The organism is Amycolatopsis sp. NPDC114503 (assembly GCF_055633655.1).
The window spans coordinates 25,243-44,714 of the sequence record NZ_JBVKDT010000005.1 but is presented as its reverse complement, the minus strand read 5'-3'; the positions used below and the strand labels follow the sequence as shown (position 1 = coordinate 44,714).

The 19,472-nt window shown below is 68.7% G+C and carries 25 protein-coding genes; 17 read left to right on the top strand and 8 right to left on the bottom strand.

The genetic code is table 11. The features are described from left to right. Positions 1–2: 2 nt before the first annotated feature. Positions 3–374, bottom strand: a complete 372-nt coding sequence (locus tag ACZ7OI_RS21870) for a hypothetical protein (RefSeq protein ID WP_470266037.1) — start codon at positions 372–374, stop codon at positions 3–5. A gap of 81 nt (positions 375–455) precedes the next feature. Here ACZ7OI_RS21870 and ACZ7OI_RS21865 point away from each other — a divergent pair, with 81 nt between their 5' ends. From ACZ7OI_RS21865 to ACZ7OI_RS21855, 3 genes are all read left to right on the top strand, one after another. Next, positions 456–863, top strand: a complete 408-nt coding sequence (locus tag ACZ7OI_RS21865; RefSeq protein ID WP_037815268.1) for a M67 family metallopeptidase — start codon at positions 456–458, stop codon at positions 861–863. A 67-nt stretch (positions 864–930) separates the two neighbouring features. Continuing rightward, the gene (locus ACZ7OI_RS21860) at positions 931–1,209 is read left to right on the top strand and encodes a MoaD/ThiS family protein (protein ID WP_370934711.1); all 279 of its coding nucleotides are present in this window, start codon (positions 931–933) and stop codon (positions 1,207–1,209) included. A 4-nt stretch (positions 1,210–1,213) separates the two neighbouring features. After that, positions 1,214–2,164, top strand: coding sequence for a PLP-dependent cysteine synthase family protein (locus tag ACZ7OI_RS21855; protein WP_344271617.1), 951 nt, complete (start codon positions 1,214–1,216; stop codon positions 2,162–2,164). 36 nt (positions 2,165–2,200) lie between these two features. On the opposite strand, the gene ACZ7OI_RS21850 is transcribed toward ACZ7OI_RS21855, so the two are convergent. Next, positions 2,201–2,845 (bottom strand): TetR/AcrR family transcriptional regulator, encoded by a 645-nt coding sequence (locus ACZ7OI_RS21850; protein WP_470266036.1) that lies wholly within the window; start codon positions 2,843–2,845, stop codon positions 2,201–2,203. Positions 2,846–2,867: 22 nt separating this feature from the next. On the opposite strand from ACZ7OI_RS21850, the gene ACZ7OI_RS21845 reads away from it, so the two are divergent. The 10 genes from ACZ7OI_RS21845 to ACZ7OI_RS21800 all read left to right on the top strand — a co-directional run bounded on the left by ACZ7OI_RS21845 (position 2,868) and on the right by ACZ7OI_RS21800 (position 12,099). After that, entirely contained in the window at positions 2,868–4,190 is a 1,323-nt protein-coding gene (locus ACZ7OI_RS21845) for an MFS transporter (protein ID WP_470266035.1), read from the top strand. Between the two features lie 203 nt (positions 4,191–4,393). Then, on the top strand, positions 4,394–5,065 hold the full coding sequence (locus ACZ7OI_RS21840; RefSeq protein WP_470266656.1) for a rhomboid family intramembrane serine protease: 672 nt from the start codon (positions 4,394–4,396) through the stop codon (positions 5,063–5,065). Then, on the top strand, positions 5,062–5,862 hold the full coding sequence (murI, locus tag ACZ7OI_RS21835; RefSeq protein ID WP_470266034.1) for a glutamate racemase: 801 nt from the start codon (positions 5,062–5,064) through the stop codon (positions 5,860–5,862). The genes ACZ7OI_RS21840 and murI overlap by 4 nt, the downstream gene beginning before the upstream one ends. A 36-nt stretch (positions 5,863–5,898) precedes the next feature. Then, positions 5,899–6,666 carry an MBL fold metallo-hydrolase gene (locus ACZ7OI_RS21830; RefSeq protein WP_470266033.1) on the top strand — a complete coding sequence of 256 codons (768 nt, stop codon included), beginning with the start codon at positions 5,899–5,901 and terminating at the stop codon, positions 6,664–6,666. 38 nt (positions 6,667–6,704) lie between these two features. Next, positions 6,705–7,481, top strand: a complete 777-nt coding sequence (gene rph, locus ACZ7OI_RS21825; RefSeq protein WP_470266032.1) for a ribonuclease PH — start codon at positions 6,705–6,707, stop codon at positions 7,479–7,481. After that, positions 7,478–8,086, top strand: a complete 609-nt coding sequence (gene rdgB / locus ACZ7OI_RS21820) for an RdgB/HAM1 family non-canonical purine NTP pyrophosphatase (protein WP_470266031.1) — start codon at positions 7,478–7,480, stop codon at positions 8,084–8,086. The genes rph and rdgB overlap by 4 nt, the downstream gene beginning before the upstream one ends. 64 nt (positions 8,087–8,150) lie before the next feature. After that, positions 8,151–8,840 carry a response regulator transcription factor gene (locus ACZ7OI_RS21815; RefSeq protein WP_470266030.1) on the top strand — a complete coding sequence of 230 codons (690 nt, stop codon included), beginning with the start codon at positions 8,151–8,153 and terminating at the stop codon, positions 8,838–8,840. Continuing rightward, on the top strand, positions 8,830–10,584 hold the full coding sequence (locus ACZ7OI_RS21810) for a sensor histidine kinase (protein ID WP_470266029.1): 1,755 nt from the start codon (positions 8,830–8,832) through the stop codon (positions 10,582–10,584). The genes ACZ7OI_RS21815 and ACZ7OI_RS21810 overlap by 11 nt, the downstream gene beginning before the upstream one ends. Positions 10,585–10,635: 51 nt before the next feature. Further along, positions 10,636–11,454 (top strand): helix-turn-helix domain-containing protein, encoded by an 819-nt coding sequence (locus ACZ7OI_RS21805; protein WP_470266028.1) that lies wholly within the window; start codon positions 10,636–10,638, stop codon positions 11,452–11,454. A 66-nt stretch (positions 11,455–11,520) separates the two neighbouring features. After that, positions 11,521–12,099, top strand: a complete 579-nt coding sequence (locus ACZ7OI_RS21800) for a dihydrofolate reductase family protein (RefSeq protein ID WP_470266027.1) — start codon at positions 11,521–11,523, stop codon at positions 12,097–12,099. 50 nt (positions 12,100–12,149) lie between these two features. Here the strand turns inward: ACZ7OI_RS21800 and bcp are convergent, their stop codons facing one another. The 5 genes from bcp to ACZ7OI_RS21775 all read right to left on the bottom strand — a co-directional run bounded on the left by bcp (position 12,150) and on the right by ACZ7OI_RS21775 (position 15,202). Beyond that, the gene (bcp, locus tag ACZ7OI_RS21795; RefSeq protein ID WP_470266026.1) at positions 12,150–12,626 is read right to left on the bottom strand and encodes a thioredoxin-dependent thiol peroxidase; all 477 of its coding nucleotides are present in this window, start codon (positions 12,624–12,626) and stop codon (positions 12,150–12,152) included. Positions 12,627–12,641: 15 nt separating this feature from the next. Beyond that, entirely contained in the window at positions 12,642–13,181 is a 540-nt protein-coding gene (locus tag ACZ7OI_RS21790; protein ID WP_470266025.1) for a hypothetical protein, read from the bottom strand. Between the two features lie 197 nt (positions 13,182–13,378). Next, positions 13,379–13,561 carry a hypothetical protein gene (locus tag ACZ7OI_RS21785; protein WP_116205006.1) on the bottom strand — a complete coding sequence of 61 codons (183 nt, stop codon included), beginning with the start codon at positions 13,559–13,561 and terminating at the stop codon, positions 13,379–13,381. A 31-nt stretch (positions 13,562–13,592) separates the two neighbouring features. Beyond that, a complete protein-coding gene (locus ACZ7OI_RS21780; protein WP_470266024.1) occupies positions 13,593–14,468 on the bottom strand; it encodes a LysR family transcriptional regulator in 876 nt (291 codons plus the stop codon). A gap of 530 nt (positions 14,469–14,998) precedes the next feature. Then, a complete protein-coding gene (locus ACZ7OI_RS21775; protein WP_470266023.1) occupies positions 14,999–15,202 on the bottom strand; it encodes a hypothetical protein in 204 nt (67 codons plus the stop codon). Between the two features lie 190 nt (positions 15,203–15,392). Between ACZ7OI_RS21775 and ACZ7OI_RS21770 the strand changes: the two genes are divergently transcribed. Next, positions 15,393–16,292, top strand: a complete 900-nt coding sequence (locus tag ACZ7OI_RS21770; protein WP_470266022.1) for an MBL fold metallo-hydrolase — start codon at positions 15,393–15,395, stop codon at positions 16,290–16,292. Here ACZ7OI_RS21770 and ACZ7OI_RS21765 read toward each other — a convergent pair. Then, positions 16,279–16,878 (bottom strand): TetR/AcrR family transcriptional regulator, encoded by a 600-nt coding sequence (locus ACZ7OI_RS21765; RefSeq protein WP_470266021.1) that lies wholly within the window; start codon positions 16,876–16,878, stop codon positions 16,279–16,281. The genes ACZ7OI_RS21770 and ACZ7OI_RS21765 overlap by 14 nt on opposite strands. 75 nt (positions 16,879–16,953) lie before the next feature. Between ACZ7OI_RS21765 and ACZ7OI_RS21760 the strand changes: the two genes are divergently transcribed. The 3 genes from ACZ7OI_RS21760 to ACZ7OI_RS21750 are packed head-to-tail and all read left to right on the top strand — an operon-like array spanning position 16,954 to position 19,461. Further along, entirely contained in the window at positions 16,954–18,018 is a 1,065-nt protein-coding gene (locus ACZ7OI_RS21760; RefSeq protein ID WP_470266020.1) for an FAD-dependent oxidoreductase, read from the top strand. Between the two features lie 46 nt (positions 18,019–18,064). After that, entirely contained in the window at positions 18,065–18,874 is an 810-nt protein-coding gene (locus ACZ7OI_RS21755) for a metalloregulator ArsR/SmtB family transcription factor (RefSeq protein ID WP_470266019.1), read from the top strand. Beyond that, entirely contained in the window at positions 18,871–19,461 is a 591-nt protein-coding gene (locus ACZ7OI_RS21750; RefSeq protein ID WP_470266018.1) for a dihydrofolate reductase family protein, read from the top strand. The genes ACZ7OI_RS21755 and ACZ7OI_RS21750 overlap by 4 nt, the downstream gene beginning before the upstream one ends. Positions 19,462–19,472 lie beyond the last annotated feature (11 nt).

The window sequence follows — 19,472 nt, the reverse complement described above, 5'->3', positions numbered from 1 at the left end:
GGTCAGAACGGGTCCTGCGGGAGCGCGTCCTCGTTCCGTTCGACGTCGGCGGCGCGCACGGTGGCCACGTACTCCTCCTCGATTTCCAGCACCAGGCCGCCGAACGACACGGTCGGCCCGAGCGAGGGGTGCACGTCCACCGGGCCCAGTTCGGTCGAGCGCGGCAGCTGTTCCCACACCGAAACCGGCTTCCACCGGCGGAAAGTGCTGCAGGCCAGCACCGTCACGTGCCGATCGGTGACCACGACGACGAAATTCCGGTGCGCGGCCATCATCGACACCATCAGCGATGTGGCGGGGAACACGTACTGGACGACGTCCCCTTCGGCCAGCAGCGGGCGGCAGCGTTCGCGGAGCTTCGAGGACACCGGCATCCCGTTATTGTGCCCTGACCTGCGGATGAGCGGTAGCTCTCACAGTGTGGACTCGTTCGGTCCACGAACTAAGATGTCCGTGTGCTCCGGATCCGCCGTGAACTCGTCGACGAGATCGTCGCCCACGCCCGCCGTGACCACCCCGACGAAGCGTGCGGGGTGGTGGCCGGTCCTGCCGGCTCGGACCGCCCCGAGCGGTTCATCCCGATGCTGAACGCGGCCCGCTCGCCGACCTTCTACGAGTTCGACTCGGGCGACCTGCTCAAGCTCTACCGCGAGATGGACGCGAACGACGAGGTCCCGGTGGTCATCTACCACTCGCACACCGCGACCGAGGCCTATCCGTCGCGCACCGACGCGAACATCGCCGCCGAACCAGACGCGCACTACGTGCTCGTCTCGACAAGAGAGCCCGATTCGCACGAGTTCCGCTCGTACCGGATCGTGGACGCCGAGATCACCGAGGAGCCGGTCGAGATCGTCGACTGAACTCCCGCGGAATAAAGCGCGGCGTCCGATGCGTCAGCGTGTAGGAACCCACCCGGAGGTAAGAACCATGGCCGTCACCGTGTCCATCCCGACCATCCTGCGCACCCACACCGGCGGCGAGAAGTCCGTCGAGGCGGCGGGCAAGACCGTCCTCGAGATCATCGACGACGTCGAGTCGCGGCACGCCGGGCTGAAGGCGCGCCTGGTCAAGGAGGAGAAGCTGCACCGCTTCATCAACGTCTACGTCAACGACGAGGACGTGCGCTTCTCCGGCGGGCTCGACGCCGAGGTCAAGGACGGCGACACCCTCACCATCCTGCCCGCCGTCGCGGGCGGCGCGCGCTGAGCCGATGACCCGCTACGAGTCCCTCCTCGACGCCCTCGGCGGCACGCCGCTGGTCGGCCTGCCGCGGCTGTCGCCGACCGACGAGGTGCGGCTGTGGGCGAAGCTCGAGGACCGCAACCCGACCGGCTCGATCAAGGACCGGCCCGCGCTGGCCATGATCGAGGCGGCGGAGCGGGACGGCATCCTGCGGCGCGGGTCCACGATCCTCGAACCGACCTCGGGCAACACCGGGATTTCGCTGGCCATGGCCGCGAAGCTCAAGGGCTACGGCCTGGTGTGCGTGATGCCGGAGAACACCTCCACCGAACGCAAGCAGCTGCTGCAGGCGTACGGCGCGCGGATCGTGTTCTCGCCGGCCGCGGGCGGCTCGAACGAGGCGGTGCGGCGGGCCAAGGAGCTGGCGAAGCAGAACCCGGACTGGGTGATGCTCTACCAGTACGGCAACCCGGCCAACGCGGACGCGCACTATCGCGGGACCGGGCCGGAGCTGCTGAAGGACCTGCCGACGCTGACGCATTTCGTCGGCGGGCTCGGGACGACCGGGACGCTGGTGGGTGTCGGGCGGTACCTGCACGAGCACAAGCCGGACGTCCAGGTCATCGCGGCCGAGCCGCGCTACGGCGAGCTGGTGTACGGCCTGCGCAACCTCGACGAGGGGTTCGTGCCGGAGCTCTACGACGAGAGTGTGCTCAACGGACGCTATTCGGTGGGGGCGTACGACGCTCTCCGGCGGACGCGGGAGTTGCTGGAGCACGAGGGCATTTTCGCCGGGATCTCCACTGGCGCGGTGTTGCACGCGGCTCTCGGGGTCGCGGAGAAGGCCGCGGCTCGCGGCGAGAAGGCGGACGTGGCTTTCGTGGTCGCGGACGCCGGCTGGAAGTACCTGTCGACCGGCGCGTATTCCGGGTCGCTGGACGAAGCGGCAGAACGGCTTGACGGTCAGCTCTGGGCCTGACCTAGCGCCCGTGAGGGGAGCCCGGCCGGGTTCCCCTCACGGCAGCAATCCCTTGACGAGCGCGCGGATGCCTCGTTCGTAACTGTCTTGTGCGGTAAGGGTTTCCCAGCGCGGCCCGATCTGGGCGAGCGTCGGGAATTCCGTCGCGTCCAGTTCCGCGAACACTCGCTGGCGGTAGGTGTCGCCGCCCTGATCGCGTCGTCGCGCGGCGGCCGCGCGTGAGCTGATCTCGCCGAGCGTGTAGTGCCACACCGCCCGGTAGACCTCCACCGCCGCCTCGATCGGCAGACCGGCTTTTCCCGCCGCCGCAACGATTTTCTCCGGATACCACAGCCCTCCGACCGACAGCAGGTCGTCGGAGCGCAGTACTTCCACGATCCACGGGCAGTTCGCCAGCCCGTCCCGCATCGCTGTCGCGACCGCCACGATCCGGTCGCCCGGTTCCTCGGGGAGGTTCTCCGGCCGAGTCATCTCGCTGTGCGCGTAGTCGTCCAGCAGCAGGAGAAGCAGGCCTTCTTTGTCGCGCACGTGGTGGTACAGCGCCATCGCCGTGCTGCCGACCTCGCGGGCCAGCCGCCGCATGGTCAACGCGTCGACGCCGTCCTCCTCGATGACCCGGTGAGCGGCGGCCACGATGTCGGCCTTGGAGATCTTCGGCGGTCGGCCGGTGCGCGCTGGCATGTCGCCATGCTACTTTTTATACGTGTATAAAAACTACTGGGGGACGGTCGCCGCGCTGGCGTTCGCGGTGGCGGTCGGGACTTTGCAGATGACCGTGGTGGTGCCGTTGCTGCCGAGGTTGCAGCTCAAGCTGGGGGTGCCGCTGAGCTCGATGTCGTGGGCGCTGACTGCCGGGCTGCTGGCGGGCGCCGTCGCGATTCCGCTGGTCGCGCAGCTCGGCGACCTGTACGGAAGGCGCACGATGTCGCTGGTCGTGCTGGCGTTGCTGGTCGGGGGATCGGTGCTGGCGGCGGTGGCGGATTCGCTGCCGCTGCTGGTCGTCGGCCGGATCCTGCAGGGCGCGGCCGCACCGTTGCTTCCGCTGGCGATCGGCCAGGTCAGGACCGTTTTGCCAGCCCGATCGCTGCCGACCGCGATCGGCGTTCTGAGCGCGACGATCGGCGCGGGCAGCGGCGGCGGGATGATCCTCGCCGGGCTCGCCGGTGGCGATCACCAGGTGGTGTTCTGGGCGCTGGCGGTGCTCGGCGCGGTGGCGTTCGCGCTGGTCGCCGCGGTTAAGGAGGACCGGACGGCCGCGGTGCGGAGCGGTTCGCCGGATCTGCTGGGCGCGGTGCTGGTGTCGGGATGGCTGATCTGCCTGCTGCTGGCGATCAGCAAGGGTTCCGAATGGGGCTGGGGGACTGTCGGGCTGCTGGTCGCGGCCGTGGTGCTGGCGTCGGTGTGGGTGGTGACGGCGCGGCGCACGAAGACGCCGTTGATCGAGATTCCCATGCTGCTGCACCGAAAAACGGTCGGCGCGACGGTGGCGTCGTTCCTGCTCGGCTTCGCGTTGTTCGCCACGATCATGACGCTTTCGGCGTACGCGCAGGGCGTGCTCGGGGCGTCGGTGTTGCAGGTGGGGCTTTATCTCCTGCCGACGACGATCGTGATGCTGGTGGTTTCCGTGCTGGCTGGTTCGCTGATGCGGCGGTTCAGCGCGCCCGCGCTGGTCGCCGGCGGCTCGGCGGTGGTGCTGGCGGCTGCTCTGTGGCTGACCACGTTGCCTGGGGACGGGCTTGGGCTTTATGCCGTCGCGGCGGTGCTGGGGCTGGGGATCGGGCTCGGGTACGCCGCGCTGGGGACGATGGCCGTCGAGCACGTCGAGCCCGCGAAAACGGCCGCCGCCGGCGGGATCAACGCGCTGGTTCGGGTGGTGGGCAGCAGCCTCGCCGGAGCGGTGGGCGCGGTGGTGCTGTCGGCAGGCGGTCCTGGATGGAGCTTCGCGTTGGCGGCGGTAGCCGCGCTGCTTTCCGCCTTGTTCGCCGCCGCCTACGGAAACTTGCTCCGCAAGCCCGCAATGGTGTGACTGCCGGTCCGTGAAGGACTCCTTGAGGGAATCAGATTCCCTCAAGGGGCCCTTCACGGACGGCCCGGAAGCGGCATGGTCGTGAAGGGGCGGCCCCTCACGGACTTAGAGTCCTTCACGGCCACGTCACCCAAGGGCCAAGTTCAGGGATTTCTCCCGAGGCCGTCGGCTTCCCGCCGACGTAGCCTGAGAGCGTGACCACACTGCCTCCCCTCCCGCCGACGCCGCCCGCTGCCGGCGGCGGCAAGCCGGTCGACGCCGCGAAGCGCATCCTGCCGCCCAATCCCAAGGCCGCGGCGTTCGTCGCGCTGGGGTTCGTGGCGGTGCTGTACCTCGTCGAACTGCTCGACGTGATCCTGCCGGGCGAGTTCACCCACGGCGGGATCCTGTCGCGGGACGCGTCCAGCCTCGACGGCATCCTCTGGGCGCCGTTGCTGCACGCGGGCTGGTCGCACCTGTTCTCCAACACGGTCCCGGTGCTGATCTTCTCCTTCCTCGCGATGGCGGCGGGCATCGGCCGGTTCGCCGTGGTCACCGCGATCATCTGGCTGGTTTCCGGGCTCGGGGTGTGGCTGGTCGGACCGGCGAACGCCTACACCGTCGGCGCGTCCGGGCTCGCCTTCGGCTGGCTCGCGTACCTGCTGGTGCGCGGCCTGTTCCACCGGTCGCTCGCGCAGATCGCGGTCGCGGTCGTGCTGCTCGGCATCTGGAGCGGGATGCTCTGGGGCCTGCTGCCCGGCAACCCCGGCATCTCGTGGCAGGGCCACCTCTTCGGCGCGCTGGCCGGGATCCTCGCCGCGTGGCTGACCTCACGCGGCGAACGCGTCAAATCCCCGAAGATCGAGCCGACGACCCCGGGTAACCTCGGGGTGTGAGTTCTCCCGGCGCGCCCATCGGTGTTTTCGATTCCGGCGTCGGCGGGCTCACCGTCGCACGCTCGATTCTCGAACTGCTGCCTGCCGAACAGCTCCGCTACGTCTGCGACACCGCGCGCAACCCGTACGGCCCGCTGCCCATCGCCACCGCTCGCGAGTACGCGTTGGCCGCTCTCGACGACATGGTCGAGAGTGGCGTGAAGGCGTTGGTGATCGCGTGCAACACAGCGTCCGCGGCCTGCCTTCGCGACGCGCGCGAGCGCTACGACGTACCAGTGGTCGAAGTGGTCCTTCCCGCCGCGCGCCGTGCCGCAGTCGCCACACACACCGGACGCGTCGGCCTGATCGGCACCGAGGGCACTGTGCGTTCGAGGGCGTACGACGACGCCTTCGCCGCCGCGCCGGACGTACGCCTCACCAGTGTCGCCTGCCCGCGCTTCGTGGACTTCGTGGAGCGCGGCATCACCACCGGCCGACAGATTCTCGGGCTGGCACAGGGTTATCTGCAGCCGTTGCTCGAAGCCGAGGTCGACACGCTCATCCTCGGCTGCACGCACTATCCGCTGCTGTCCGGCGTACTGCAGATCGTGATGGGACAGGACGTCACGCTCGTCTCCAGCGCCGACGAAACCGCCAAAGACCTCTACCGCGTGCTGACCGAACTCGACCTGCTCGCCGAACGCGACGAGCCGCCGCGGCACGAGTTCCTCGCCACCGGCTCGCCGGAACCGTTCGCCCGCTTGGCGCAGCGGTTCATGGGCTTCGCGCCGGGTGCGCTGGACCCGGTCAGCGCGTGACGCTGCGGCGCCGCTGAGCGGAGTTAGGGTGACGGGGTGCGACTGACGATCCTCGGGTGTTCGGGCAGCATCCCCGGGCCGGGTGCCGCCGCGTCCGGATACCTCCTGGAGGCGGAGGGCTACCGGCTCGGCCTCGAGCTGGGCACCGGCGCGTTCGCCCAATTGCAGACTGTGCTGGATCCGTTCGACCTGGACGCGCTCGTCCTTTCGCACCTGCACGCCGACCACTGTGCCGACGTCAACTCCCTAACCGTGCTTCGCCGCTACCATCCCGCGCCGCCGTATCCGGCCCGGCCGCGGCAGCTTCCGCTGTACGCGCCAGCGGAAGCGCCTTCGCGTCTCGCGCACGCGTACGCAGCTGACGCCGCCGAGCGCGCTGCCGCGGATCTGTCGGACGTGTACGAGTTCCACGAGCTGCGCGAAGAGAGGATCGAGATCGGTCCCTTCGACGTGACCGCCGTCGCTGTGTACCACCCGACGCCAGCTTTCGGCCTGCGCATCGCGTACGGGGGCACCATCCTCGCGTACACCGGCGACACCGGGCTGTGTCGCGGTTTGGGCGAGCTGGCCGACGGCGTCGATGTCCTGCTCTCTGAAGCGTCCTGGACCGATGCCGCAGACCGTCCGGAAGGGGTGCATCTCTCCGGGAAAGAAGCCGGTGAACTGGCCAAGGAAGCCGGGGCCGGCCGTCTGCTGCTCACCCACGTCGCCCCGTGGACGGACCGAAATGCAGTCCTGGCGGAGGCCAAAGCGGTGTTCCCGGACGCCGAGCTGGTGACGCAAGGCGCGGTCTACGACCTCTGATCGCGAAAGTGTCAGAGGTGCGTCCTAGAGTGCTCCCCGTGGTGAGAAAAGATGGCAGGAACGACGACCAGCTCCGCGAAGTGAAGCTCACCCGCGGGTTCCAGAAGTGGCCTGCCGGGTCGGTGCTCGTCGAGTTCGGCAACACCAGGGTGCTGTGCGCGGCGAGCGTGACCGAGGGCGTGCCGCGCTGGCGCGCCGGGTCCGGTCTCGGCTGGGTCACCGCCGAGTACGCGATGCTTCCGTCCGCGACCAACACCCGCAGCGACCGCGAAGCGGTCAAGGGCCGCATCGGCGGCCGGACGCACGAGATCTCCCGGTTGATCGGCCGCTCGCTGCGCGCCTGCATCGACCTGGCCGCGCTCGGCGAGAACACCATCGTCATCGACTGCGACGTGATCCAGGCGGACGGCGGCACCCGCACCGCCGCGGTCACCGGCGGCTACGTGGCCTTGGCGGACGCGATCACCTGGCTGGGCGCGGCGAACCGGCTCAACGACCCGCAGCCGCTGTCGTCCTCGGTGGCCGCGGTGAGCGTCGGCGTCGTGGACGGCCGGGTGCGGCTCGACCTGCCCTACGAGGAGGACTCGCGCGCCGAGGTCGACATGAACGTGGTCGCCACCGACGCCGGAACCCTCATCGAGGTGCAGGGGACCGGCGAGGGCGCCACCTTCGCGAGGTCCACTTTGGACACCATGCTGGACCTGGCGCTGGGCGGCTGCGAGGAACTGACGCGCCTGCAGAACGAAGCGCTGGCGCTGCCGTACCCGGGCGAGCTGCCGGAACCGCGGCCGGACAAGAAGAAGGGCCAGAAGTGACCAAGCTGCTGCTGGCCACGCGGAACGCGAAGAAACTGGGCGAACTGCGCCGGATCCTCGAAGCGGAAGGCATCGAGGGCGTCGAGGTGCTCGGCCTGAACGACGTCGAGGAGTTCCCGGAAGCCCCGGAAACCGCCCCCGACTTCGAAGGCAACGCGGCGGCCAAAGCCCGGGACGCGGTCGCCGCCACCGGGTTGCCCGCCATCGCGGACGATTCGGGCCTGACCGTCGATGCCCTCAACGGCATGCCCGGCGTCCTCTCGGCGCGCTGGTCCGGCAAACACGGCGACGACGAAGCGAACCTGAACCTGGTGCTGGCGCAGCTGACCGACACCCCGGACGAGCGCCGGGGCGCGGCCTTCGTCTGCGCGGCCGTACTGGCGCTCCCGTCCGGCGAGGCCACGACGGTCCGTGCCGAATGGCGAGGCACGCTGACGAGGGAAAAGCACGGAACAAACGGTTTCGGCTACGACCCGATCTTCGTGCCGGAAAACGAAACGAAAACCAGCGCGGAACTGACTCCGGCGGAAAAAGACGCCGCTTCGCACCGGGGCAAAGCCCTGCGCGCACTTCTGCCGGCTTTGCGGAAACTGGCCGGCGCATAACTTCCCGTCCCGCCCCGGAGCCGCTGGTGGCTCCGGGGCGGGACTCGGGCTAGTCTCGGCTGGTATGTGCGCCGATATCGTGCTGGCCGAAGACGATCCCAAACAAGCGGAACTGGTCCGCCGCTACCTGGAACACGAGCAGCACACCGTCGTCGTCGCGCCCACCGGCGAAGCCGCACTGGCGGAAATCCGCACGGCAGAACCCGATCTGCTGATCCTGGACGTCATGCTCCCCGGCATGAGCGGCCTGACCGTCTGCCGGACCATCCGGGCGTCCTCCGACCTGCCCATCCTCATGCTCACGGCCCGCTCGACCGAGGACGACCTGCTCCAGGGCCTCGACCTGGGCGCGGACGACTACGTCACCAAGCCCTACAGCCCGCGCGAACTCATGGCGAGGGTCCGCACCCTTCTCCGGCGGACGAACGCGGCGAAAGACGGTCCCCTCAAAGTCGGCACGCTGACCGTCGACAAAGACAAACACGAGGTCGCGGTAAGCGGAAACCCGATCGAAACCACTCCCGGAGAATTCCGGATCCTGGAGGTCATGGCCGCCCGCCCGGACCAGGTTTTCACCAGAGCCCAGCTCCTGGAACACCTGCACGGTTTCGACCGCTACATCACTCAGCGCGCGATTGACGTGCACATCATGAACCTCAGAAAGAAAATCGAACCCAACCCGAGAAAACCGGCGAAACTTCTGACGGTCTACGGCGTGGGCTACAAACTGACCGCCAAGTCCGATGCCCCGTAGCCTCCTCTTCCGCCTCTTCGCGGTAACCGCGGCCATTGCGGTGTGCGCGATCGCGGCCACCGCCTGGCTCGCCTCCCGGACCACTTCCGGCGCCATCGAACGAGAACAAGGCCAGCTCTTCGCCGACGATGGCACGATCTACCAGGCTCTCCTTTCGTACGCGGCGACCCATCCCACGTGGTCCGGCGCGAGCAAAACCATCAACGACTACGCGGAAAAGACCGGCCGCAAAATCGTCCTGACCACCCCGCAGGGCAAGCTGATCGCCAGCTCGGAACAGAACCCCGGCAAACTCCCGCCGCAACCGTCCGCGGTCATCGACCCGTTGGCCGTCGACACCCGCCTCGGGGTCAAATCCACCCCGGACCGGATCGACCCCGACGCCGTCGGCCCGTACAACCTCCCCGCGGACGAACGCGACGACCTCCAGGAAGTAGCCGAAAAAGTCCTGTCCTGCACCCAGCGCAGAACCGGCCTCGGCAGCCTGGAAATCTCCCCGAGCGGCCACCCGCGGGTCATCGCCCCGGCCGGAACCGCCCAATGCGGCACCGGCCTGCTGGAACGCCCCACCGAGACCGAACAAGCCGCCCTGGCCAAGCTGTCCGGCCTGATCGACGCCTGCCTCGGCCGCAACGACCGCGCGATCCCGGTAGCGAAACTGGCCCTGTCCTGGACCTTCGACGGTCCGGTCGTCCAAGCCACCGACCAGACCGTCACCAACTGCGTGACCTCGGCCCGCAAAGAGCAGCTGACCCCCTACGTCGCCCCCGCGGCCTGGCTTTACATCACCGAAAAGGGCACCGACCAGCCCCCGACCGGCTTCGCTCTCTCGTCGGAAAACCGCACGAAGCTCATCGCCGTCACCGCCGCGATCCTCCTGCTGACGGTCATCGTCACCGCGCTCGCGTCGATCCGCCTGATCCGCCCTCTCCGCGCGTTGACCGGCGCTGCCCAACGCCTGAAGGCGGGCGAGACGGGCGCCCGGGTCCGAGTCAAAGGCAAGGACGAAATCGCCCGTCTGGCCGCGGCGTTCAACGACATGGCGCGCGCGAGGGAAGAGCTGGAGAACGCTCGCAAAGCGATGGTCAGCGACGTCGCGCACGAACTGCGCACCCCGCTGTCCACCATCAGAGGCTGGCTGGAAGCAACCCAGGACGGCATCAGCCAGCTGGACGACGACCTGGTCGCCTCCCTGCTGGAGGAAGCGGTCCACCTGCAGCACATCGTGGACGACCTGCAAGACCTGGCCCTGGCCGACGCCGGCGCGCTGCGCGTCCACCCAGAACCCATCGACGCGAACACGCTCCTGGCCCACCTCGCCGCCGCCCACGCCCCCCGCGCCGAAGCCGCGGGCGTCCACCTGTCCGTCCCGCCGATGGAAAACCCGGCCATTACCGCGGACCCGGTACGCCTGCGCCAAGCCCTCGACAACCTGGTCTCCAACGCAATCCGCCACACCCCGTCCGGCGGATCGGTAACCGTCACCGCGACCCAACGCGAAAACGACGCAATTTTCGAAGTAACCGACACCGGAACCGGTATTTCCGCAGAAGATCTGCCCCGAGTTTTCGACCGTTTCTGGCGCGCGGACCCGTCGAGAAGCCGAATCTCCGGCGGCAGCGGTCTAGGCCTGGCAATCGTCCGCAAATTGACCGAAGCCCACGGCGGGGAAGTAACTGCCGCCAGCACTCCCGGCGAAGGCACGGCTTTCACGGTGCGCTTCCCGGCAGTTTTCCGTGAGTAGCGCTCGCGGGCAGGTGTCGGCGATGCTGTGGGCGTGGAGTACGTGTCCAGAGTGCCGCGACCGCCCCTCGCCGGGCTGATCGACGACCTCTACTACCTGGAGGGCGCGCCGCCGTACGCCCGGCTGATGCTGCCGCCGGCACCGGCGGCGCTGCTCATCGTCAACCTCGGAGCACCCTTCCGCATCCGCTCCGGCACCGACCTGGAGACGGCCGAGTACGCCGACGGCTGCGTAATCACCATGCCCACCCGCGCGTACGAGTTCGGCTACCCGCCCCAGACCCGATCCGTCGGCGTGCACTTCAAACCGTGGGGCCTGGCCCCGTTCCTGCCGATGCCCGCGGCCGAATTGTGCGACCGGCCAGTGACGATAGAACAGGTCTGGGGCCGCTCCGCCGTCTCAGAACTACGAGACCGGCTGGCCACGGCAGGACCGCAACAGATGCTGACGTTGCTCGAAGAGGAGCTGATGCGTCGGTTATCCGAGACCGCCGGTCTGGCCCTGGTCAGCCACGCGAGCAGCGTCATCGCGGCGACCGGCGGCTCGGTGACGATCGGCGACCTGACCGTGGCAGCCGGGGTCAGCAGCACCCATCTGGCGAAGCGGTTCAAAACTCTCATCGGCGTCACTCCGAAGCGCCTGGCCCGCACGCACCGCTTCACCGCCACCGTGTTCGCGCTAGACCCCGCCGGCCCGATCGACTGGGGCGAACTCGCCGGTCGCGCGGGCTACTTCGACCAGGCCCACTTCGGCCACGAGTTCCGCGCCTTCACCGGCCTCACGCCAACCCAGTACGTCGAAGTCCGGCGGCGCTTCCTCCTCGAACACCCCGGCCACACACTGAACAACTGGCCGCTGCCGACCGATTGATTTCTTACAAGAGCGACCGCTCGCAACCCGCTAATTTGGGGCCACCCCCAATACAGAGGAGACCCCGTGGGCAAGGTCGTCATGTACAGCTCGGTGTCGGCAGACGGCTTCATCGCCGACGAAAGCGACCAGCCCGGACCCCTGTTCGACTGGTTGACCAGCGGCGACGTCCCGCTGGACGAAAGCGGCGCGCTCAAGGTCTCGCAGGCGTCCTACGACTACACCCGCCCGTACTGGAACCGGATCGGGGTGACGATCGTCGGCCGCCACGTCTTCGACCTGACAGACGGCTGGGAAGGCAAGCCGCCGAGCGGAATCGACCACGTAGTCGTCGTAACGCACCGCCCAGCGCCCGAAGGCTGGAACCCCGAGGCCCCGTTCCACTTCGTCGACAGCGTCAAGACAGCCGTGGCCGAAGCACAAGAGCTAGCAGGCGACCGCCTAGTCGAGGTCGCCGCAGGCGACGTCGGCGGTCAGGTACTCGCCGCGGGCCTGGTCGACGAGGTGCGGATGGATTTAGTCCCGGTCGTCTTCGGATCCGGCAAACGCTACTTCGGCTCGGTCAACGCACAGCACCTGCTGGAGGATCCTGACGTGGTTCAGGGCGACCGGGTGCTTCACCTGCGCTATCAGGTGCGTCGCTGACCGATCGCGCGGAGAGGCTTGTCCGGCCTCTCCGCGCTCCGGGAAACAATTCAGGAAGCAATCCCCAAATCGCGGATCAACTTGGCCACGTGCCCGGTAGCCCGCACGTTATAGGCGGCCTTGGCGATTTTCCCCTCCGCGTCCACGATGAACGTAGAGCGGATCACCCCCTGCACGATCCTCCCGTAATTCTTCTTCTCCCCGAACGCGCCCCACTCGGTCAGCACCGTCTTGTCCACATCGGACAACAACGGGAACGTCAGCTTCTCCGCATCGACGAACTTGGCCAGCTTTTCCGGCTTGTCCGGAGAAATCCCCAGCACCTGATATCCCGCGTCGTTCAGTTCCGCGAGATTGTCCCGAAAATCGCAAGCCTGCTTGGTGCACCCCGGCGTGCTCGCCGCCGGGTAGAAGTACACCACCACGGCCTGGCCGCGGAAGTCGCTGAGCGAGACGTTCTTGCCGGTGCTGTCCGGCAGGGTGAATCCGGGCGCTTCGTCGCCCACGGCAAGTCGCTGGTCGGTCATGGAGACGAGGGTAATTCAGGCGTCTCCGCAATAGGTGACGACGGCGGGCTCGCCCGTGCTCGGCCGCACCTGCACCGCGATCCGGGCGCTGTCGGCGGGCACCGCGAAAGCGAGCGTGACCTGCGTAGACCGGCCCGGCATCAGGTCCTTGCCTGCGTCGGAAACGCCGCCGAGACCCTGCGTGGCGTCCACAACCTGCTTCGCGGGCTTCCCAGCGACCATCGCGGTGACGGAAAGCCCGGAGACCCGATACGGATCCGTGCCGTTGTTCGTGACCTGGATGTAGAACGCCGCCGCACGAGCGCTGCGCGGGTACGCCGCCGGGCTCGGCTGGAAGGACTGCGGGGCGGACAGCGAGACCGTGATCCCGCTGGCGAAGCGGTGGTTGGCGCCGAACGGCAGGTCGCCGGAGGCTTGTGCGGCGGCCGGTTGCGCCGCCGGGTTGCCGACGCCCATCGCGGCGGAGCCTTCCCGAGCGTTGACGCCGCCGCAGGCTGCCACGGAAAACAGCAGGCAGGCGGTCAACAGCAGTTTCGGGGTGCGCGGGGGCGCCATCGCGGGGGTACTCCAGTCGGGGTGGGGCGGGGTGCCGTTCGGCGTAGTTGCCGAGCCGACCCGCTCCACTCTGGCGGCACTAATGCCGTCACGGTGCGGAAGACGCGGACCTGGTGTACAGCCGTGGCCGATCCGTGATCGAAAGAGCACTCCGGGTGACAGTCGTCACCACGATGTCAACAGCCTGAGGACGGGATTCAGACCGCGAACGCGAACAACAGGATGAACACCGCGACGCCGGCGCCCCAGGCGACCATGAGCCAGCCGAAGTCGCGGACCGGGTCGACCGCGCGGCTTTCCTCGCCGGGGATGTACACGCCGCGGTTTTCGAACCAGTCCGCGCATTTGCGCAGGACCCGCAGCGGATTGCGTCCCGGCACGGCCCACACCTCCCCGATGTCCGGGCCCAGCCTACGGGTTCGCGGGGGTTTCGCGGCGGTCGAGCCCGGCGATGCGCACGGCGAGTTCGACGAACGAGCGGACCAGCGGCGGCGTCGAATCCTCGCGCCACGCGACCACGAGCCGGCTCGGCGGGTAGTCCGCCAACGGGACCGTCGCGACACCCTCGGGAAACGCGTGCGCGAGCGGGGCGAGCCCGACGGTTCCGTTCCACAGCACGGCTTGCAGGCATTCGTGCACCGTCCGCACGACCGGCCCGCCGGCGACGCCGCCGCTCCAGAACGCCTGCCACTGCGGGTCGGTGCCGTCCGGGAACCGGAACCACGTCCGGTCGGCGAGTTCCTCCCGGCGCACCTCGTCGCGCCCGGCCAGCGGATCGTCCGCGCGCAGGACGACGCCCATCGGATCGGAGCGCAGCACGTGCGTGCGGATTCCGTTGGTGTCAAAGGGAATCCGGGTGAGCGCGACGTCCACGAGCCCCGCGCGCAGCCCGGTGGTCGGGTCGGTGAGATCGGCCTCGCGGACGCTGATCCGCACGCCCGGATGCCGTTCGCGGAACTCGCCGGCGAGCCGGATCCCGACCGGTTCCGAGCTGTCGGCGAGGGTGCCGAGCGTGAGCGTCCCGGGTCCCGCGGCCGCCGCGACTTTCGCGCGGGCCTGGTCTGCCGCCTCGAGCAAGGTGCGAGCCTCGCCGTAGAGCGCGCTTCCGGCGGCGGTGAGCGAGACCCCGGACGGCGAACGGTCCAGCAGGGCCGCACCGAGGTCGGTTTCGAGCTGCTTGATCGCGCGGCTCAACGGCGGCTGGGTCATGTGCAGCCGCGCCGCCGCCCGGCCGAAGTGGCGTTCCTCGGCGACCGCGACGAAGTACCGGAGCGAACGGAGATCCACAACCAGCGACGATACCCGTGCGAGATTGTCGCAAGCCGCGTCGACAAGCTGGCTGGGCGTTCGGCTATGTCGAACGAGATCCCGTCGCCCGCGTGGCAGGAGAGCAACGGCGGCAGTGCGGAATGGAAAGCGGGATGGCCTAGCTTCCGCTGTGATTGGGGTTGTAAAACAAAGTGCCGCAACCGCAGACCGATGTCTGCGGCGGCACGTCCTTACCGCAGCCTAGGCACGTAAGCCGGACCCGCTGCTGCCTCTGCGGGGAGAACTTCCGGCTCACGGCTGCGGCGAAGTTGTGTTGCTCCTTGTAGAGCCGTTCGCAGTCCTGGCATGTCCGGACGGCTCCGCGAGTGCCGTCAGGCCGCCAGCCGATCGGGGGGCACTTGTGGTCTGGAGGCACCTCCTGGCCGCACCACGTTTTCCACAGGTCGTCGCGGTCGATGTAGTACGCGAAGTGCTTGAGGTTGTCGGCCAGTGTCGGCCGTCCCCAGATGCCGGAGCCCAGCGGCCGCTCCATCGGCGGGTACCGGTACTTACCTTCCATCGCGCGGATCCTCGCTGGACACGTGCACCGATTCGATCATGCCTTCTTGAGCGGCGGCGATCATCCAGTTCAGCGCGGCTTTCGTCGCCAGCTCGGCGAGGCGATCCAAACGATCATCGGGCAGCTCCACTCCAGCGGCTTGAAGCTCATCGGAAAGAGCTGCCCGAACGAATGCGATCTGTCGCGAATCCATTACTCTAGGGTAGTGGAGCGGCTGACGCGCGCCGCCATCACGTCATCTGGCAAGCGGGCCAGGACCATGCCGTACGTCGGACGATACCCGTGCGGTATCGGGAAAAGCGGATCGGTCTTGGACACGCGCGCGGCCGCCGCGCTGGACTGGAACCGTCACTGATCCCGCGTTCCCCGAGGAGCACCCGCCCATGCCCGGCTATCCGTATCCCGATCCCGTCGTGCAGACCTCGCAGGTGCGCGAACTCGCCCGCGACCTCGTCGTGATCCCGAACCAGGGCGTGCAGCTCGTGCCGAACGTCGGCGTCATCGGCGGGACCCATTCCGTGCTCGTCGTCGAGACCGGCATGGGCCCGCGCAACGCGGAAACCGTGCTGAAGTTCGCGACCGAGTACGCGCGCGGACGCCGGATTTACCTCACCACCACGCATTTCCACCCCGAGCACGCGTTCGGCGCGCAGACCTTCGCCGGGGCCGCGACCTATCTGGCCAACCGCGCGCAGGCGACCGATCTCGCCGCGAAGGGTCCCGGTTACCTGCAGATGTTCGCCGGGCTGGGGGAGCCGGTCGCGCGGCAGCTCGAAGGCGTTGAGCTGCCGACGCCGGACGTCGTCTACGACTCGTCGCACGACCTCGATCTCGGCGGTCGCGTGGTGCAGCTGCGTGCCACCGGCCGCGCGCACAGCAAGGGCGACCAGGTCGTGACGGTCCCGGACGCGGGCGTCCTGTTCACCGGCGACCTCGCCGAGACCGGCCAGTTCGCGATCTTCCCGTGGTTCCCGCCGCACGACACCGACGTGTCCGGCATCCGCTGGATCGAGGTCATGCGGAAGCTTTCGCGGCAGCGGCCGGAAATCGTCGTCCCCGGCCACGGCGACATCAGCGGTCCGGAACTCCTCGACGATCTGCGCGCCTATCTCGAACTGCTGCGCGACGAGACCTGGCGTCGCCGCGATTCGGCGATGGCCGAGGAGACCGTGATCGCGGAGGTGCGGGAGGAGCTGATCGAGCGGCATCCGGAGTGGGAGGGCCGCGAGTGGATCGACACCGCGGTGGCCTGTCTGTGCGCGGAGCACGTCAGTCGCGTTTGAGCAACGGCCCGAGCGTCTTCACGATGGCCTGCCGGGTCGCTTGGGTTCGCTGCTCGGCGGTGAGGTCGCCGGTGCGGTCGAGCATGGCCTGCGACGCTCCGCGCACCGCGCCGGCGAACGCACCGGTCAACGTGCGGGCGCTGAGGTCGTCGAGTTCGTCGGGAAAGGCTTCGGCGAGGATTTCGGCGATCCGGCGCTCGGCGTCGGACTGGATCTGGAGCGCTCGGCCCTGGAGGGCGGGCACGGTCTGGAGCAGCCGCATCCGCAACGGGGTCAGCTTGCCGATGATGTCGTTGCTGACCTCGCCGCCATCGGAGAGGACGCGGACCAGCAGGTCGATCGGCCGGTCGTCCGGGGCGCGGTTCGCGAGGGCTTCGAGCAACGCCTGTACCCGGCTCTCGGCGTCCGGGAATACCAGTTCTTCCTTGCTGGCGAAGTAGCTGAAGAACGTGCGCGTGCCGATCTCGGCGGCTGCGGCGATGTCGGCGATGGTCGTCTCGTCGTAGCCGTTGCGCTCGAAGAGGTCCGTCGCCGCGTCGATCAGCGCTTGGCGGGTGCGGGCGCGCTTGCGATCACGGAGAGACACTCCGCGAGCTTACGACATCGGGTGCAATCCTGCACTCATTGCAATTCTGCACTGAGTGCGGTTACTGTCGAAGACATGACTCGTGACGTCCTCGTGTGCGGTGCCGGGATCGCTGGTTCGACCCTCGCGTTCTGGTTGGCGCGCAATGGTTTCCGGCCTACCGTCGTGGAGCGGGCGGCTGGCCAGCGCAGCAGCGGCAACCCGGTCGACGTCCGCGCTGGCGCGATGGAGGTGGCCGACGCGATGGGCGTCGTGCCGCGATTGCGCGAGGTCGCGACGCACGCGAAGCGACTGCGAGTGCTCAACGCGCGCGGGCGATCGGTGACCACGGTGCGGATGGCGGTGCGCAAGGAGATCGAGGTCCCGCGCGCCGATCTCGCCTCCGCGCTGTACGAATCGGCGCGCGACGACGCCGAGATTCTCTTCGGCGACACCATCACCGCGTTGCAGCAGGACGAGGGCGGGGTCGACGTGACCTTCGAGCACGCTGCTCCGCGCCGGTTCGACCTGGTGATCGGCGCGGACGGCGTGCACTCGTCGGTGCGGCGGCTCGTATTCGGCGCCGAGGAGAAGTTCGTCCGGCGCGCCGGGCTGTATGTCGGGACGGTGTCGCTCGGCGAGCCGTCCGATTATCCGGAGGACGTGGTCCTGCTGAACACCCCGGGCAGGCTCGTGGCGATCCATCCGGTGCGGGGAGATTCCGGGGTCGCGTTCATTTTCCGCGCGCCGAACTCCGGACAGGGCAAGGAAATCGTGTCCGCCGCCTACCAGGGTCTCGGCTGGCGGGTCCCGGAGCTGCTGGCGCGCTTCGAAGCGGCCGACGACGTCTTCTTCGACGCGGTCGCCGTGGTCGATCCGCCGAAGTGGTCCCGTGGACGGGTCGCGCTGGTCGGCGATGCCGCGTCGTGCGTCTCGCTGCTCGGCGACGGGTCGAGCCTTGCGATCGTCGGTGCGCACACCCTGGCTGCGGCGCTCGCTGACGGCACCCACGCCGAGGCGTTCGCGCACTACGAGACCACCCATCGAGCGCGGGTGAAGCCCAAGCAGCGCGGGGTCGGGACGGCGGCGTCGATGCTGGTCCCGCGCACGAAGCGGGGCTTGGCGGTCCGGAACCTCGCCGCCCGGCTGCTGCCCGGGTAAAAGAATTCCTTGACACGAATATTCGAGCTAGTGAATACTTCGGTGCATGGACGGGATCGCCTCAGCACTCGCAGACACCACCCGGTGGCAGCTGGTCGGACTGCTCGCTGAGCGGCCGCGGTCGGTCGGCGAACTGGCCGAGCTGACCGGGCTGCGGCAGCCGCAGACGACCAAGCACCTGCAGACCCTCGCCCGCGCCGGCCTGGTCACCATGGCCCCGCTCGGGCAACGGCGGGTCTACGCGGCCGAAGCGGCTCCGCTGCGGCAGTTCGCGGACCAGCTCCAGAAGCTGGCCGCGACGATCGAGGCACACGCGGGAGAGCGCGACGTGCTCGATCGCTACCGCGCGGCGATCGAAGCCGACACCGCCGCCGCGGACCGGGATCGCTGGGCCGACGGTCGCGCGTTCTCCTTCGAACGCGTGCTGCCGGTGCCGCCGGAAACGGTCTGGCGGTACTGGACGGACGCCGGGCTGCTGGCGTCGTGGTGGGTCCCGCCGTCCCTGGCCGTCACCGAGTGTGTCCTCGAGCCGAAGCCGGGCGGCCGCGTCGTTCTCGCCTACCGCGACGCCGAAGGCAGCTATCGCTCGGAAGGACAGGTCCGGACCGCTCGCGAAACCGAGCGGCTCGTGTTCGACCTGTCGGTGCTGGACGCGGCCGGAGCCGTCGCGTTCAGCGGCCACTACGACCTCGCCCTCGCCGCCGCGGCGAACGGCGGCACCCAGCTGCGGCTGGGTCTGGAGATCAGCGCAACGACCGTCGGGGCCGTGTCCGCCATCGCCGGAATCGAAACCGGCTGGGGACAGGTCCTCGACCACCTCACCGAAGTCATCGCCCGAAAGGAAACCCAGTCATGACCGAGCGTCGTGTCACCGCCAACCTCGCCCTGACCCTCGACGGCCGCTACCACGGTCCGGAAGGCCCCGGCGACATGAGCGCGATCATCCCGTACGTGACCACCGAAACCGCCCGCAACCAGATGACCCGCATCTGGGAGAACGCGACGACCGCGCTGCTCGGCCGCCGCAACGCGGAAGGCTTCCTCGGCTTCTGGCCGACCGTCGCCGCCGACGAAAACGCCGACCCGCGCGACCGCGGTTACGCGAAGTGGTTGGTGGACACGGAAAAGGTCGTCCTGTCGAGCACGCTCACCGAGTCGCCGTGGGAGCGCACGCGCGTCGTGAACGCGCCCGCCGCCGAGGTCGTCGTCTCGCTCAAGGCCGACGGCGAGGGCGACATCCTGGTCAACAGCAGCGTCAGCGTGATCAAGGCGCTGCTGGCCGAGGACCTGGTCGACCGGCTGTACCTGACCATCTGCCCGCAAATCGCCGGCGGCGGCCCGCGGCTGTTCGACGACGGCCTGCCGGGTACTAAGTGGACAGTCGCGCACCAGGAGACCGGCGATCTCGGCGAAGTGGCCCTGGTTTACGACCGCGTGCGCTGAGCGGCTTGACC